The sequence below is a fragment of the Rhodanobacter koreensis genome, assembly GCF_054782855.1.
The window spans coordinates 70,996-86,575 of record NZ_BAAGRR010000001.1; the positions used below are offsets into that span (position 1 = coordinate 70,996).

At 64.1% G+C, this 15,580-nt stretch carries 15 protein-coding genes; all 15 read right to left on the minus strand.

The genetic code is table 11. The features are described from left to right. Positions 1 to 12: 12 nt before the first annotated feature. A complete protein-coding gene (locus tag ACYVKM_RS00395; protein WP_460875010.1) occupies positions 13 to 513 on the minus strand; it encodes a flagellar basal body-associated FliL family protein in 501 nt (166 codons plus the stop codon). A 314-nt stretch (positions 514 to 827) separates the two neighbouring features. Next, positions 828 to 2,030 carry a flagellar hook-length control protein FliK gene (locus ACYVKM_RS00400; RefSeq protein WP_460875011.1) on the minus strand — a complete coding sequence of 401 codons (1,203 nt, stop codon included), beginning with the start codon at positions 2,028 to 2,030 and terminating at the stop codon, positions 828 to 830. Between the two features lie 76 nt (positions 2,031 to 2,106). After that, entirely contained in the window at positions 2,107 to 2,532 is a 426-nt protein-coding gene (gene fliJ, locus ACYVKM_RS00405) for a flagellar export protein FliJ (protein ID WP_460875012.1), read from the minus strand. Further along, a complete protein-coding gene (gene fliI / locus ACYVKM_RS00410) occupies positions 2,529 to 3,896 on the minus strand; it encodes a flagellar protein export ATPase FliI (RefSeq protein WP_460875013.1) in 1,368 nt (455 codons plus the stop codon). Before fliI ends, fliJ begins: the two co-directional genes overlap by 4 nt. Further along, positions 3,893 to 4,525 carry a FliH/SctL family protein gene (locus ACYVKM_RS00415; protein WP_460875014.1) on the minus strand — a complete coding sequence of 211 codons (633 nt, stop codon included), beginning with the start codon at positions 4,523 to 4,525 and terminating at the stop codon, positions 3,893 to 3,895. Before ACYVKM_RS00415 ends, fliI begins: the two co-directional genes overlap by 4 nt. Continuing rightward, a complete protein-coding gene (gene fliG, locus ACYVKM_RS00420; RefSeq protein WP_460876469.1) occupies positions 4,525 to 5,514 on the minus strand; it encodes a flagellar motor switch protein FliG in 990 nt (329 codons plus the stop codon). Before fliG ends, ACYVKM_RS00415 begins: the two co-directional genes overlap by 1 nt. Before the next feature lie 10 nt (positions 5,515 to 5,524). Beyond that, positions 5,525 to 7,210: a flagellar basal-body MS-ring/collar protein FliF gene (gene fliF / locus ACYVKM_RS00425; protein ID WP_460875015.1), complete on the minus strand. Its 1,686-nt coding sequence runs from the start codon at positions 7,208 to 7,210 to the stop codon at positions 5,525 to 5,527. Positions 7,211 to 7,260: 50 nt separating this feature from the next. Further along, complete coding sequence (fliE, locus tag ACYVKM_RS00430) at positions 7,261 to 7,587, minus strand: flagellar hook-basal body complex protein FliE (RefSeq protein WP_460875016.1); 327 nt, start codon at positions 7,585 to 7,587, stop codon at positions 7,261 to 7,263. Positions 7,588 to 7,683: 96 nt separating this feature from the next. After that, a complete protein-coding gene (locus ACYVKM_RS00435) occupies positions 7,684 to 9,114 on the minus strand; it encodes a sigma-54 dependent transcriptional regulator (protein ID WP_460875017.1) in 1,431 nt (476 codons plus the stop codon). A gap of 360 nt (positions 9,115 to 9,474) precedes the next feature. After that, entirely contained in the window at positions 9,475 to 10,032 is a 558-nt protein-coding gene (locus ACYVKM_RS00440) for a PilZ domain-containing protein (RefSeq protein ID WP_460875018.1), read from the minus strand. Between the two features lie 118 nt (positions 10,033 to 10,150). Next, positions 10,151 to 10,453: a hypothetical protein gene (locus ACYVKM_RS00445; RefSeq protein ID WP_460875019.1), complete on the minus strand. Its 303-nt coding sequence runs from the start codon at positions 10,451 to 10,453 to the stop codon at positions 10,151 to 10,153. Then, positions 10,453 to 10,878, minus strand: coding sequence for a flagellar export chaperone FliS (gene fliS / locus ACYVKM_RS00450; protein WP_460875020.1), 426 nt, complete (start codon positions 10,876 to 10,878; stop codon positions 10,453 to 10,455). The genes ACYVKM_RS00445 and fliS overlap by 1 nt, the downstream gene beginning before the upstream one ends. 14 nt (positions 10,879 to 10,892) lie before the next feature. Next, the gene (gene fliD, locus ACYVKM_RS00455) at positions 10,893 to 12,380 is read right to left on the minus strand and encodes a flagellar filament capping protein FliD (RefSeq protein WP_460875021.1); all 1,488 of its coding nucleotides are present in this window, start codon (positions 12,378 to 12,380) and stop codon (positions 10,893 to 10,895) included. A 199-nt stretch (positions 12,381 to 12,579) separates the two neighbouring features. Next, positions 12,580 to 14,046 carry a flagellin N-terminal helical domain-containing protein gene (locus tag ACYVKM_RS00460; RefSeq protein ID WP_460875022.1) on the minus strand — a complete coding sequence of 489 codons (1,467 nt, stop codon included), beginning with the start codon at positions 14,044 to 14,046 and terminating at the stop codon, positions 12,580 to 12,582. 293 nt (positions 14,047 to 14,339) lie between these two features. Then, positions 14,340 to 15,566, minus strand: coding sequence for a flagellar hook-associated protein FlgL (flgL, locus tag ACYVKM_RS00465; RefSeq protein ID WP_460875023.1), 1,227 nt, complete (start codon positions 15,564 to 15,566; stop codon positions 14,340 to 14,342). Between the last annotated feature and the right edge of the window lie 14 nt (positions 15,567 to 15,580).

The window sequence follows — 15,580 nt, forward strand, 5'->3', positions numbered from 1 at the left end:
GCGATCTCCCCGTCACTGCATCACGAAGCTGGTGAAATACAAGGCGTCGATGCCGGGACGGCCAAGCCGCTTCTGGACGATCTCGCGCACCGCCGCCAGCGCCTGCTGCTGCAGCTTCTGACGACCGGCCGGATCGCTGATGATCGAGTAGTCCTTGCTGCTGAACAGCGAAACCAGCGCATCGCGGATCACCGGATCGGCATTCTTGGCCGCGGCGATCGCGTCGGGGTCATGCGACATCAAGGTGACGCCCACCTGCAGGTAGCGCAGCGAATCGTCGTCACGAAAATTCACCACAAAGGCCGGGTCCATCGGCAAGTAGAGCTCGTCCTTGACCAGCTTGACCGACTCAACCTTGGCCGCACTCTTGGCGCTGGCATGCCATGCCAGCCACGCATAAACAGACGCACCCAGCGCCAGCATCAGTGCCACGGCCAGACCGATCAGCAACCCCGGGCGACCCTGCCGGGCCACGGGAGTATTGGCGACTTCAACTTGCGCGGCCTCAGCCATGAAAACCTCAAATCTTGGATTGAATGGATTGCCCCGGGGCGGGGCCCAAGCCAGTCAAAGCAAGCTGCATGCCATCGTTTCAAGGCATTGTTTCAACGGGGCTCGCGGGCTATATGCCGGCTGCGCGCCGCTTTCTTGACGCCCGCCATGATCACGGCGCGACGTGATCTCGCCGGCACCAGGCAACGTTCCATTTAATGGCGGCATGAAACCGGCCTCACCCCGATCCGGGTGCGACATGGCGGACGAGACTGCATGCTCCGGTGTCGCCGACAAGCCGTGAAAATCCAGCCGGAATGCGGCTGGTGCGGATCTCAGGCAAATGCGTCGAGCAAGCCGACCGCACCTATCGACGTCTGCAGACCGGTGCCGTGAATCTCGGCGACGTCATCCTGGTCGGCAACGGCCGCCATGGCGCCGTTGCCCTGGTGGGTGCCCCGATCGTGCTGGCCGACCTCGGCATGCCCCAGTGACAATCCTTGCTGATTCAGCATCTGGCCCAGCTGGGACAGGCTTTGCTGCACAGCCGTGACCGCCGCCGGGTGCTGGGCATTGAACACCACGTCGACCCGGCCATGCATCACGCTGACTTTGACGTCGAGCGGGCCAAGATCTTCCGGGTTCAATCGAATGCGCGCCTGCTTGACGTCCTGACCACCGAGCCAGGCCACCTGCTGGCCCAGCTCGCTGGCAAAGTCCTGGCTGCCTACCGGCGGTTGCACCTGCAGTAGATGCGTTGTCGCCGGCAGAGCCGTGGTCGCCGGCATCGGCAACGCGAGTACCGATGTCAGATCACTGGAGGCGCCGCCCGCCTTGTCGACAGAAGGTGGTTTCACGTCGTTGCCCGTCGGCACCACGCCGATGTTCACCAGACTCGTCATAACCGTCGTGGTGGCAGTGCCTCCGTCCACGCCGTTTGCCTGCAAACCTGCGACGACACTGGCATCGGAAGTCACGCTCTTGCCGCCGTCGCTGCCTGCACGTGCCGATGAGCCCGCATCCGTCGCAGCGGCGGACGCACTCGTCGCAACGCCGGCAGATTGTTCGAGCAGCGCCAGCATGCTCCCGGCCAATCCCGAGGCGGCCTGGGTGCCGTCATCGTCGCCATCGCTATCCGTATCGGTCTGATTGCCGGTCGGCATCGATGCACCGTCCGGTCCCGGGCTCGTCAGCAATAACGGCGTGGCCAATGGCGTGCCTGACACGGTACCGTTGGAAGCAGCCGGCAGCGCATGCAACGGATCGCCTGCCTGCTTGCCCTTCGACTCACGCGACGACTTGTCCGTTGACCCATTCGCCGATTCGCGCACCGGCTTGTCGACCGGTGCATCCGAACGCCCCCGCGCTGATTGGCGCGACGCATGGCTCGATCCGTTCGTCGACTGCTGCTGCCGCGCGGCATGCAGCTGGCGATCGAACAGACCCGGGTCTGTCGACGGCTCGCGCGAACCCGATGTGGCCGTGGGAGCTGATGGGGCTGGCGCGGCGTTGGTGGGTACAACAGCAATGGCAGTCATCGCGGGAAGCCTCCGGCATGGTGTCGCGCGCATGCAGAACAGCGCAGAAAGATTCGGTCGTGCATTCGCGGGCTCATCATCGTTGGCGCCGGTATTGCGTGCGCTCGTCGCTGTCGGCCTGCTCGCGGCGGTCCTCGGCCTGGCGCTCCTGCTCGCGATAACGTTCGACCACGCTGCCCAGCGCACTTTCGCGGGCGTGTGCCTGATGCCAGCGTCCACGAACCTGTTCGAACTGGCGCTGTGCGCGGGCGGCCTCGACAACCTGTTGCGCGATAGCCTGGTCGATGCGCTCGACAAATTTCTGGCGGTTGAGCAGCGCTCCGACGCTCAAGGCGCCATCACCGGCCGCCGCATACTCCTGCCGATAGCGACGCAACTCATCCAGCTGCTGTTCGACCTTGGCCAGCCGCTGCTGCTGCTCGGCCAGTCGCACCAGTGCATCCTGGGTGTGCTGGCGTGCCTGCTCGACGGCCGGCTGCAATTGTTTTGCGCGCGAGTTCATTCGGTCACCTGGTCAGCGAGTCTGCCAAGCAGGTTGACTGCCTCGTCCAGCGGCATCGGCTCGTCCACCTCCTGCTGCAGGAATCCCCGCAACTGCGGCCACAGCTGGATTGCCTGGTCCACCTGCGGATCGGAGCCTTTCTGGTATGCGCCCACCGCAATCAGGTCGCGCTGCTGGCGATAGGCCGAATAGACCTGACGGAAACGCTGGGCCGCACGCAGATGTTCGCGCGCCACCACGGCCGGCATCACGCGGCTGATCGATGCCTCGATGTCGATCGCCGGATAATGCCCGGCCTCGGCGAGATCGCGCGACAGCACGATATGGCCGTCCAGGATCGCCCGCGCCGCATCGGCGATCGGGTCGTGCCGGTAATCATCGCCTTCGGTCAGCACGGTATAGAACGCCGTGATCGAACCGCGCCCGTCGGCATCGTTGCCGGCACGTTCGACCAGCGCCGGCATCATGGCGAACACCGATGGCGGATAGCCCTTGGTCGCCGGCGGTTCGCCGATCGCCAGCGCAATCTCGCGCTGCGCCTGGGCGTAGCGGGTCAACGAATCCATCAGCAGCAACACGCGCAGGCCGCGATCGCGGAACCACTCGGCGATCGCGGTGGCGTACTGTGCGCCACGCAATCGCTTCAGCGGCGGCGCATCGGCCGGTGCGGCAACGATCACCGCCCGGCGGCGTCCCTCTTCGCCCAGCGTGTGCTCGACGAACTCCTTCACCTCGCGACCGCGCTCGCCGATCAGCCCGACCACCACCACGTCGGCATTCGTATAGCGGGTCATCATGCCAAGCAGGGTCGACTTGCCGACGCCGGAACCGGCGAACAGGCCCAGGCGCTGGCCGCGCCCGACCGTAAGCAGGGCATTGATGGCGCGTACACCGACATCCAGTGGCGCATCGATCGGCTTGCGCGCCATCGGATTGATCGGCTCGCGCTTGAGCGCGGCATGATCGTCCACTTCCAGCGGACCCATATCGTCCAGCGGTACGCCATCGGCACCGATCACCCGACCCAGCAGGGCATTGCCGACCGGCAGTCCGCCGCTGCGTGCGCAAGGCCGTACCCGCGCATTGGGCAACACGCCATGCATGTCACCCACCGGCATCAGCAGCAGGCGTTCATCGGCAAAGCCAACCACCTCGGTATCCAGCTGTGCGCCGTCGGCGGTATCGACCAGACAGCGCGATCCCAATGCAGCCTCGCAACCCTCGGCCTCCAGCGTCAGTCCGACGACCCGACGCAGGCAACCTTCCACGACCAGCGTACGCACTGTTTCTGCGCGTGCACGGCGACGTGCCAGCTTCTGTCGCCAGAGTGCCTGACGCGCGGCGATGGCGACTTCGGCGCTCATGCACCGTCGGCCTTGCCGCTATCGGCATCGTCACCGAGTACGGCATCGATCACGGCAGCCAGACGGGTTTCCACTCGTGCATCCAGCCGCGAGCGCTCGCTTTCCAGCCGGCAGTCGCCGCGGACCAGGGCAGGATCGGCAAACAGTTGCCAATGGCTTTCGGCCGTGCCCAGTTCGCGCAGCAGGGCCAGATCATCCGGATGCACGTGCACACGCAATTCGCGAGCGGCGGCAGGGAGCGCCGTGGCCGCCTGACGCACGACCTGTGCGATCAGTCCGGGCGACGATTGCAGCTCGTGGGCGACTACCCGACTGGCGATCACCGTTGCCAGCCGCGCCAGCTCCTGTTCGGTCTGCTCGTCGAGTATCTGCAGCGGGCGTGCCGCCGCATCGTACAAGGCATCGAGTCGCGCCATGTGTTCGCGCAGCTGCTGCTGCGCCACGGCCAGCCCTTCGGCACGACCAGCGGCGTAACCCTCTTCGCGGGCCTGCTGTTCAAGCGCCTCGAGTTCGCGCACGGTCGGCTGCGCCGGGGCATTCACGGCCTTCGCAGACGACTGCTGCGTACCCACGTTCGGCAGTTCCCAACGCTGTACGTCCGGTGCCGCATGCGTGATCGCGGCCATCATCAGACGAACTCTTCACCGCCGGAGGAAAGATTCAGCTGTCCGGCATCGGCAAGCTTGCGAGCCGTCGCCAGCACCTCCTTCTGCGCCGCATCGACGTCGCTCAGGCGCACCGGACCCTTCACTTCGAGGTCGTCGCGCATCATGTCGGCAGCGCGCTTGGACATGTTGGCGAAGATCTTTTCGCGCACCTCCGGCTCGGCACCCTTGAGCGCGGTGACCAGAGTGCCCGACGGCACTTCGCGCAACAGCGTCTGCATGCCGCGATCGTCCAGATCGGCCAGATCCTCGAACACGAACATCAGATCCTCGATGCGTCCGCCCAGGGCCTCGTCCTGGCCACGGATCGCCGTCATCAGCTCGGCCTCGCGGCTGCTGTCCATGGCATTGAGAATGTCCGCCGCGGCCTTCAGGCCGCCGACGTTGGCGGATTTGAGTTTCTTGGTATTGCCGGAAAACTGGCGCTCCATGATCTCGTCCAGCTCGTTCAGCGCATGCGGCTGTACGCCATCGAGCGTGGCAATGCGCATCACCGCATCACTGCGTACGCGTGGCGGCAGATAGCCGATGACTTCGGCCGCCTGATCCGCGTCCAGGTGCGCCAGCACCAGCGCAATGATCTGCGGATGCTCCTGATGGATCATCTCGGCGATCGCCCGGCTTTCCATCCACTTGAGCGACTCCAGCCCCTTGCTGCTGCGGCCGAGCAGGATACGGTCGATCAGGCCACCGGCCTTGTTCTCGCCCAGTGCGTTGACCAGGATCTTGCGGATGTACTCCTCGGTACCCACGCCCAGTGACGTCTGCCGCGTCATGTCGTCGTTGAGCCTGTCGAGCACCGTCTCGACCTGCTCGCGCGACACGCCGGACAGCGCCGCCATGGCCGTGCCCACCGCTTGTACGTCACGCGCGCTGAGGTGCTTGAGCACTTCGGCCGCATCCTGCTCGCCCAATGTCAGCAGCAGGATGGCCGCGCGCTGCGCGCCGTTTATCTGCGAGTGATCAACCGCCATCTTCGCCCACCCAATTCTTCACGACCTGTGCCACCTGTTTGGAGTTGTCGCCGACCATTCGCCTGGCCAAACCGACGCGTTGTTCGTATGCAAGTATTGGCCCGGCGGCATTGAGTCGGGCCGGCTCTGCCGGCTGCGGGTCGTCGACCCGCACGGAAATCGTCGGCATTGGCGACGGCAACGCCTTGGCTTCGCTGCGCAACAGCCCCTTCAGCAGCGGCCGCAGCAGGCCGAACGCCACCAGCAGCGCGAGCAAGGCGCCCAGCCCCTGCTTGATCAGGTCCATGGCACCGGGACGCTGCCACAACGGTGTTTCGGGAAGTGCCTCGATACCGGGACCGCGCTGGAACGGCTGGTTGACCACACTGACGCTGTCACCACGTGCCGCATTGAAGCCCACCGCATTCTTGGTCAGGTCGGTCAGGTGCTCCAGCTCCTGAGCCGTGAACGGCACACTCTTGTCCGGCGTGGTGTCGCCAGCCGTGCCGCCGACCAGCTTGTTGTCCAGCGCCACCGCCACCGTCAGCCGGACCAGTCGGCCGGCCGGATCGCTGACGTGACTGATCGTGCGATCCAGCTCGTAGTTGCGGGTGGCACTGCTTGAATTTTCGCCGGGACTGGTTGCCGTCGCCGCGGTGGCGCCTGCAGCAGCGGTACCCGGCTGGCCGGCATTGGGCTTGGCTGCCGTAGGCTGTGCCACCACCGTCGGCGGCTGATTGCTGAGCGCGCCAGGCACCCCGCCGGAGGAAGCCGCAGAGCCATGCTGTTCGCTGCTGGTCTGCTCGCTGCGCAGCGCCGGATGTTCATGGTCGAAGGTTTCGGTGGCTTTCTCGGTCTGGCTGAAATCCAGATCGGCGTAGACCTGGGCACGCACCCTGCCGGCGCCAACCAGCGGCGTCAGCAGTTCCTCGATGCGCTGCGCATACGTATTCTCGATCCGGGTGGCCAGGCGCAGGCGGTTGTCGCCGATGGCCCCCGGGCTGTCCGGATCGGTGGTCAGCAACTGGCCTTGCTGGTCGATCACCGAAACCTGGCGCGGATCCAGATCCGGCACGCTGGCCGCCACCAGATGCACGATCGCCGCCACCTGGCCGGCATCCAGCTGGCGGCCCGGATAGAGCGTGACCAGTACCGATGCGCTGGCCGGCCGATTGTCGCGAATGAACGCCGACGGCTTCTGCAACGCCAGGTGCACCCGCGCGGCACGCACCGACTGCAGGCCGCCGATGGTATTGCCCAGGTCGGTCTCCAGCATCTGCTGGTAACGCGTGCGCTCGGCCAGATCGCTCATGCCGAAGGGCGAATCGCCGGCAGGGGCCAAGCTGCTGGCTGCACTTCCCTGCGGCAGTCCACGCGCAGCGAGCTTCAGCCGCAACGCTGCCAGATCCGCGGCCGGCGCCATGATCGACGAGCCGTCGCTGCTGAGCTGGTAAGGGGTCTGGGTCGACTGCAGCTCCTGCGTTATCGCGGCGGCGTCCTTCTGCTCCAGTCCGGCATACAGCAGCCCGTAGTTCGGGCCACGCGACCACAACACGACCGCCACACCCAGCGCCACTGCAGCCGCCACCGCGACCAGCAGCAGCATTTGCCGGGCCGCCGGATTGCGGGTGAGCTGCTTGAGGGGATCCAGGCGCGAACCGTTGTTCTCGGTGTTCGCGATGGCGTTGTCGGCCATGCTGCTGCTCGTTATCTAGGTGATGGAGGTGAAGATCGATGCAGGAAGCATCAGACCGGCATGTTCATGATGTCTTTGTAGGCATCCACCAGCTTGCTCTGCACGGCGACCATCGTGCGCAGTGACAAATCGGCCTTCTGCACCGCAACCATCGTGCGTCCCAGGTCCGCACCGGCATCGCCGCGCTCGAAACTCGCCGCCATGCGACCGGCTTCCAGCTGGGTCTGGCCCACCGCGGAAATCGACTGCTTGAGCAAGCTGGAGAAATCGCCCTGTCCGCCAGCCGGTGCTGCCGTGAATGCGGTTTCCGGCGGCCGCACCTGGGCGGTCATCTGGCGCATCTGGGAAAGCAGGTTGTTGACGTCGATCTGACTCATGACGGTTTTCCAGCACATGACGGGTCTGAAGGGAGTAGAAGCACGAGCCGTGCCATGCCTGATCAGCCGAAACTCGCCACTCCGCTGTCGATGGTTTCAGGCGGCCAGACTGTTCTGCAGTCCGTACTTGCGCAGCTTCTCCACTAGGGTGGTGCGCTGCATGCGCAGCAGCTTGGCGGCATGCGCCACCACGCCGCCGGTGGCGTCGAGCGCCTGACGGATCAGCCCCACTTCGATGTCGGCCAGATGGTCCTTCAGGTCCAGCCCTTCCTCGGGCAGCAAACCCAGCATGTCGCCGCCGGTGACCGGACCGGCACCGCCGTCCTGCACGGAGGCCTGTCCCTCCATCAATGCAAGCAGCGCCGCACCGCGCATTTCGTCGCCAACCTGATGGCCGCGATATTTTTCCGGCAGGTCGCTGCTGCGCACCTCGCCATGCGGAAAGAGAATGGCCATGCGTTCGACCAGGTTTGACAGTTCGCGCACGTTGCCCGGCCATGCATAGCCGCGCAACGCGTTCATCGCGCCGACACTGAAACGCACGACGCTCAGCCCGCGCCGGGCCAGTCGCTGGTTGAATTCGGCCATCAGCACCGGCAGATCGTCCAGCCGCTCGCGCAGCGACGGCAGCTCCAGCGGAAACACGCTGAGGCGGTAATAGAGATCTTCGCGGAACTGATCGTTGGCGATCGACTGCTCCAGGTTGCGGTGCGTTGCGGCGATGATGCGTACATCGCAACGCTGGGTGCGATTGCCGCCAACGCGCTCGTAGACGCGCTCCTGCAGCACGCGCAGCAACTTCACCTGCATCGGCAGGCTCATGTCGCCGATTTCGTCGAGAAACAGCGTGCCGCCCTCGGCCATCTCGAAACGGCCCTTGCGTGCGCTGATCGCGCCGGTGAACGCACCCTTTTCATGACCGAACAATTCGCTTTCCAGCAGCTCGGCGGGAATGGCACCGCAGTTGATCGCAATGAACGGCTTGTCGCGGCGCGGCGAGCTCTCGTGGATCGCGCGGGCCACCATTTCCTTGCCGGTACCCGATTCGCCAAGCACCAGCACGCTCGAATCGAACGGCGCCACCTGACGGATCAGGGCATTCACATGGGTCATGGATGTCGAATTGCCGACGAAGCGCAGTTTGCCGGACTGGCTTCCGAGCAGTCGTGCGTAGACACCACGCAGGGCTTCTGCCACCTGCTCGTAACGCAGCGGCACGTCCACGGCAACCACCCGGGCGGCAAACGGTGAAGACGAAACGCTGAAACGTTCGACCCACGCCGAGTCGCTGGCCAGCAGCACCGGGACATGTGCCGCCGCCGCACCGAGCAGGGCCAATTGCCGCTCTGCATCGGCGACATCGCCGACGCTGCCGATGTACACCGCACGCCATGCATGGGTGGATTCATCAACCGCGCGACAGGCTGCGCCGTGCTGCGGCCGATAGCCCAGAAAGTGCAGTGCTGAAAGAACCGAGTCTGTCCGCGCCGGATCGGACTCAATCACCAGGAAATCGAATTTTTGCATCACTTGCCCCTGTTACTTACTGCACTTCGACCAACACCCGCGTCCGTGGCGGGCTCGTTTTCATCGCGCCGACTTTCCGTCGCCGGCTCGATGAACAGTGAGCAATAAAGGGGCCAGATTTTTGCGGTCCGGGCGGCGGCAAATCGTCACCCAAGGGTTCGCCACCCGTAAAACACGTACATTCAAACCTTGAACATACGCAAAAGTCCGTCATAAGTTCATGACACTGCTTATTTTTGCCACAAAATATTGCGTGGCAGCCGGGTCGGGTGCCAGATGCGATACACGTCAAAAATTTTTCGTACAAAGTTGCGGTAATGTGAGACCTATCACATAAGCGGCGCTGACCCGCGCACGGATTCAGATCGTCAAATGCCGCGCCTCTGCCACTTTACGTCGGTGGTAACGAAAAACGAGTCGCTCAATTGCGTCACCCAGTGCCTCGCTCTGCCGCACAAACACCACAAAGACTCGACCATCGTCCAATTGACGCTCCACTCGCGCAGCCAGTTCCAGCGGCAGGCTGCGACATACGTCGAAACGCAGGCGCAGCAGCAACGATATGTCGTCCGCAGGCACCAACGCCGCAGGCAACACCGCACCGATCGCATTGAAACGAAGCAATTGGCGCGGCGGCAGATCACTGAGCGGCACCAGCAGGTGATTGACGACATCGACAAGCGCGGTGAGCTTCGCATCGATGCGCTGCAACTCCTGCATCACCGGGCTGTCGTCCTCGGTGTTGTCGGCATGGCGCTCTGAAAGTGCGGCGATGGTGGCCAGCGTGGCCGTATTGCGCTCGGCCAGGCGCTGCGCCATGGTATCAGGCAACGGCCACACCAAGGGCTCGCTGTCGACATGCCAACTGTCTTCGCAGCTCACCCGTTCCGAAAAAGCCTGCCAGGCATCGTCTTGCATGGAATATCCGTCCTGTATGGGGTCAACGCACCATCGGGGCAGACATCAGTTGCCGCGCCGATGCAGGCACGATAATGCGAATCACTGATACGGCCTATCCCTGCCCGATGTCCGCTCATCACCCGTCGCAGGAGATCAGGTAGGCGTTCAAGGCACGGTGATTGTGCCGGTGGCGACCCAGCTCGATGGCGATCGCTTCGCGCGCCTGGCCCGCCAATCCGGTCACGCTCACGTAATGTCGCTGCAGCTCCAGCAAGGCCGTACGCGTTGCGTCGTTCGCCGCATGATTGCACCTGAGCAACGCATCGCATTCCACCTGCAAGGCGGATACCTTCGTCCAGTCGCCGGCCTGCGCTGACAGGAACATCTGCGAGCTCAGCTCCAGAGCCTGCTCGAGGCTTCCATTGCGAATATCGTCCATCAACGTTCCCCGGCAGCCTGCCGGGTCGACAGATAGTCGTTGCGGATCGCCTGCCAGCCATCGCGGATCGGCGTAAGCAGGCGCACGGATTCGTCCAGCGCAGCCGTATCGTTGTTCAACTGCGCATAGAGCAGACGCCGCGTGACATATTCGTAGAGCGAGTCCAGCCGCTGGCTGAGGGTCGGATCCACCTTGTGGTCGAGCCCTTCGCGCAATTCACCGACGATGGCCACGGCACGCGAGATGCTGCTGCCCTTGGCTGCCACGTCGCCATGGATCATGCAGCCACGCGCCTGGCTGATGCGGTCGATGGCACCGTCGAGCAGCATGCCGATCAACTGGTGTGCATCGGCATCCTCGACACCGCCGCGGACGCTGTTCTGCTGATAGATCGCACTGGCATTGCGCATGTGTCCGTAGCTCATGGGGCTCCCCGGAATCAATTACTGGTCTTGGTGTAGGTAGCTTCCAACTGCGCCAGGGCACTGGTCAGATAGCTGCTGGTGTTGTTGAGCGAGGACATCAGCGTGTCGAGCGCCGTGTACTGGCTGCGCAGCTGGGTCTCGTACACGGTCATCCGCGCATCCAGCTGGGTCTGCTGCGTGTTGAGCTTGGTCAGGCTGTCGTTGAGGCTCTGCTGGCGGGTGGCGATCACGCCGCTGCTGGAGGTGAACGCATCCAGTGACGTGTTCAGCCGCGTGGCATAGCCGTTGGGACCGGCGAAAAGATCCTGCACCGCGGTGGGATTGCTCTGCAGCGTGGAGGCCAGCTTGCCGCTGTCCAGCGACATCGTGCCGTCGGCGGCACGCGTGATGCCCAGCGCGGCCAGCGAGCCGATGCTGTTGCCAGGCACCTTGCTGCTCAGCAGGCTGGATATCTGCCGCTGCACCGAGGTCAGCGTGGTGTCGCCCAGCAGGATGCCCGCCGTGCCCGTGGAGACATCGTAGCTGGACAGCGTGGCAACCGAGCTGGCATAGCTGTTGTAGGCATCGACGAAACCCTGGATCGCCGTTGTGGCCGCACTGCTGTCCTGGCTCACCGTCATCTGGGTGCTGCCGGTCTTGGCCAGGTTGATGGTGACGCCGTCGATCGCGCCGCTGACGCTGTTGCTGGCACTGCTGATGCTGATGCCGTCCAGGGTCAGCTTGGCGTCCTGTGCCTCGCTGCTGCCGGCGGTGCCCAGTTTGGAGGCCAGTGCACTCAGGCCGCCACTGCTGGTGGCATCGGCACTGACCGTGAAACCGTTGGCCACGCCGGTCTTGCTGGAGCTGAGCAGCAGCTGCGCGCCACCGGCGCCGTAGACGACGGTGGCCGTGACGCCGGGATTGTTCGAGGCACTGTTGATGTTCGCCGCAATGTCCGACAGCGTGTCGGTGGCCGATACGCTGAGGTTGAGGCTGCTGGTACCCACACCGATCGTCAGTGTGCCGCTGCCGATCGCCGCACTCTTGTCGTAGGCGTCGCTGCTGCGCTTCTGCGCCGTGGCCAGCTGGGTCACATCGAGTGCATAGCTGCCCGGCTTGGCATTGCTCAGGGTGCTGGTGGTGCCGATGGTGGTATCGGCCAGCACCGCGTTGTAGCTGCTGAAGGTACTGGTCTGGGTCAGGGCGGAAAGCGCGCTTTGCAGCGAGGTCAGCGCCGAGTTCAGCGAGGCCAGACCCGTCAGCGTCGTATTGGTCTGCGTCGCCTTGTTGGTGATCTGCGCCTGCGGCCCCGCCTTCTTGGCATTGACCAATGCGGTGACGATGGAGTCCACGTCCAGTCCGGAGCCGATGCCGGCGGAACTGAGCACCGCGGTCGTGCTCCCGGTACCGGAGCTGGTACCGGTAGTGGTGCCCGTACCGGTGGTCGACGTTGTCGCGTTGCTCGCCGCCGTGTTGAGCATGCTGCTCAGGCTGCTGCCGGAAGTGACGCTGGGGGTGGTCATGGCGATCCTCGTGGTTTCCGTTCGGCCGCACATAGAACGCGGGGTGACGAGTCGCTTGCAAAAAGCTCGCCATCGGCAAGGCCTTTGCAGGCGGCTCCTGTGAGAACGGCGGCATCGATCGATCACGATGCCGCCGTCCAGGTTCAAACCCGTCATGGCCGCTCGCCGCACAGGAAGGCGGCGGGCGATCCGGCAACGGTTACTGCAACAGCTTCAGCACCTGCTGCGGGTTGGAGTTGGCCTGTGCCAGCACCGAGATACCGGCCTGCTGCAGCACCTGGGCCTTGCTCAGGTTGGCCGTTTCCGCCGCGAAATCCGCGTCCTGGATGGTGGACTGCGAAGCCTGCAGGTTGGTGGTCTGCGCGCTCAGGGTCGAGATGGTGGACTGGAAGCGGTTCTGCACCGCACCCAGGTTGGCCGCGAAATTGGCCACCGAGCTCAGCGCCACGTCGATGCGCGAGATCAGGTCGTTGGCGCCGTCGACGGTCTTGACGTTGCCCGTTGCCAGATCACCGCTCGTCGCGATGGCCGCCGTGGTGTTATCGGCACCCGCACCGGAGAACTTCAACGCGTTCGTTGCTGTGGAGGCCGAATCCGCGGCTGCGCCGTAGACGGTCAGAGCCACGTTCGAGTAGAGGTTCAGGCCATTGCCGGCGGCATTCACGGCGGCGCTGACGCCGGTAACGTTGGCCGCGTTGATCGCATCGGAAAGATCCTGCACGCTGTTGAACGTACCTTTGATGTCCGTACCGTTGATGTTCAGGTCGCCGGCGCCAAGGGTCAGGCCCGAGCTGGTGCTGGCCGGTGCCGCGACAGCCGCCGCCACGCCCGTGCTATCGGCCGTCGTCGGCGTAACGGTACCGTCGGCAAGCGCCGTGCTGGCGCTGCCGAACAGTGCGGCAGCCTTGGTGCCCGTCACCGTGGTTGCGGCACCGGCATTCGACAAGTGCAATTCACCGCTGACCACGGAGGCGGTTACATTCGTGGTCCCGGTCTGGGCATTGATTGCCGTAGCCAGGCTGGCGGCATCGGTGAAGGTACCCGTGATGTCGGTGCCACCGATCTTCAGGTCGCCGGCGGCAAGGGTCAGGCCAGCGGGAGTCGTGCTTTTGAAATCGCCGCTGATATCGCCGGTGGAGCTGGTGGCGATCGCGCCCATGTCGCTGGCCTTGACGCTCGTGCCCAGACTCACGCTGACTGTCTGGCCGACGTTGGCACCGATCTGGAAGCTCTGCGACTGCAGCGAGCCGTCCAGCACCTTCTTGCCGTTGAACGTGGTCTGGTTGGCGATACGGGTGACTTCCTGCAGACGCTGCTGCACTTCGGAGTCGATGGTGGCGCGGTCATCGGCGCTGTAGGTGCCGTTGGCCGACTGCGCGGCCAGGTCACGGATGGCCTGCAGGTTGGCAGTGACCTGGTCCAGCGCGGAACCGGCGGTCTGCGCCAGGTTGATCGCATCGCTGGCGTTCGCGCTGGCCTGGGCCAGGCCGCCGATCTGGGTGGTGTAGCGCTGCGAGATCGCGAAGCCGGCGGCGTTGTCGGCCGCGCTGTTGATCTTCAGGCCCGAGGACAGGCGCTGGGTGGCCTTGGACAGGGCGCTCTGCGACTTGCTCAGGTTGTTCTGCGTGTTCAGCGAATTGATGTTGGTGTTGATTACGAGTGACATGGCTATCTCCTACGGGAACCAAAGGCCGGTTTGTTTGGACGTTCTGCATCCCGGCGGCACGATTCCAACGCTGGAATGCCATCCGCCTCAGAGAGTTTTTCGGCACTCGCGAAAAATACTTGAGTGTCTGGCCATGGCTATTTTCGACAGGGGAAATCGAGTTGCCTTGCGAATGCGGATAACCCGAAACCTGCGCCGTACCGGCCTCTGCTTGCCGCGGATTGACCTCCGCCCCGTAAATCTCTGCCCACGTCACTCGATGCACTGCATATCGCAGCACATCGATCAAGGCATCACTTGATGTAGTTGAACAGGCTCATCGACTTGACCTGGGCGAATACCTGCTGCGATGCCTGCAAGGCAGTCGATTGCAATGAAAGATTGCTTATGGCCGTATAGACGTCCACATTCTGCGTATCTGACAACGCACCCTGATAGGTCACACTCAGATCGGCATAGGCACTCTGCTGCTGCTGCAGCGTATTCATGCGCCCGCCGATCGCCACCATGGCATTGCTCGCACTGCCCAGCGCCTGATCGAGCGACTCGATCTGCCGATTGAGGCCATTGGCCACATCGGTATCACTGCCGCCGCCCTGCAATACCGCGATCATGTTGTTGAGCGTGCTGAAGACATCCTGGCTGCCGCCGGATTTGACGGCAACGGTATCTCCGGCAGCCGGCGTGCCGCTGAGCGTGACGGACATGCCGTCGAAGCTGATGCTGCCGCCGTCCTGATAGGTGCCGCCTACGGGGTTGCCGCTGCTGTCGAGAACCGGGTTGCCGTGGGCATCGCTCGCCGTCCAGCTGCCGCCAGCGTCAAAACTGATGGTGTAACCGCCACCGCTCGCCGCGCTGGCGCTGTTCCATTCGACCGGGTCGCTCACGGCGTTTTCCCCCACCACCAGCGTGCCGGTATTGCTGCCGCCCGCACTGGCCGTGAAGCTGCCGTTGCCGGCAGGAATGCTCATGAACAATGCACTGCCGGCATCGCCGGTGTAGATCTGCAAGCCCGAGCCAATCGATGTCATCAGCTGTGCATCGTTGCCGGTATAGCTCACCGTGCCGTCCGCGCCCTTCACGAATGGCGCCTTGCTCGTGCTGGTGCCGGCAAAGAGGGCATCGCCATTGCTGTCCGTGGTGTTGGCCAGCTGGATGAGCTGGTCACGAAGTTGCGAGAGCTGTGTCGCCATGTCCTTGCGATCGCTGCTGGAGAGCGTGCCGTTGATGCCTTGCACCGCCATCGAACGCGCGCTGTCGAGCAGGTTGGTCACCGAGGTCAACGCCGTCTGCTCCGTGGAAAGCCGGGTATTGGCGCTGTCGATATTGCTCGAATACTGCGTATTGGCTGCCAGGATGTGGCTGAGGCTGATCACCTTGCCGGCACCGACAGGGTCGTCCGATGCCACGTTGATGCGCTGGCCCGTACTCACCTGGTTCTGGGTCGCCGCGAGCGCACTCTGCTGGCTGAGCATGGTGTCCAGCGACTGCTGATACATCCAACTGGTGGAAAGGCGCATATCGTTTACCCCTG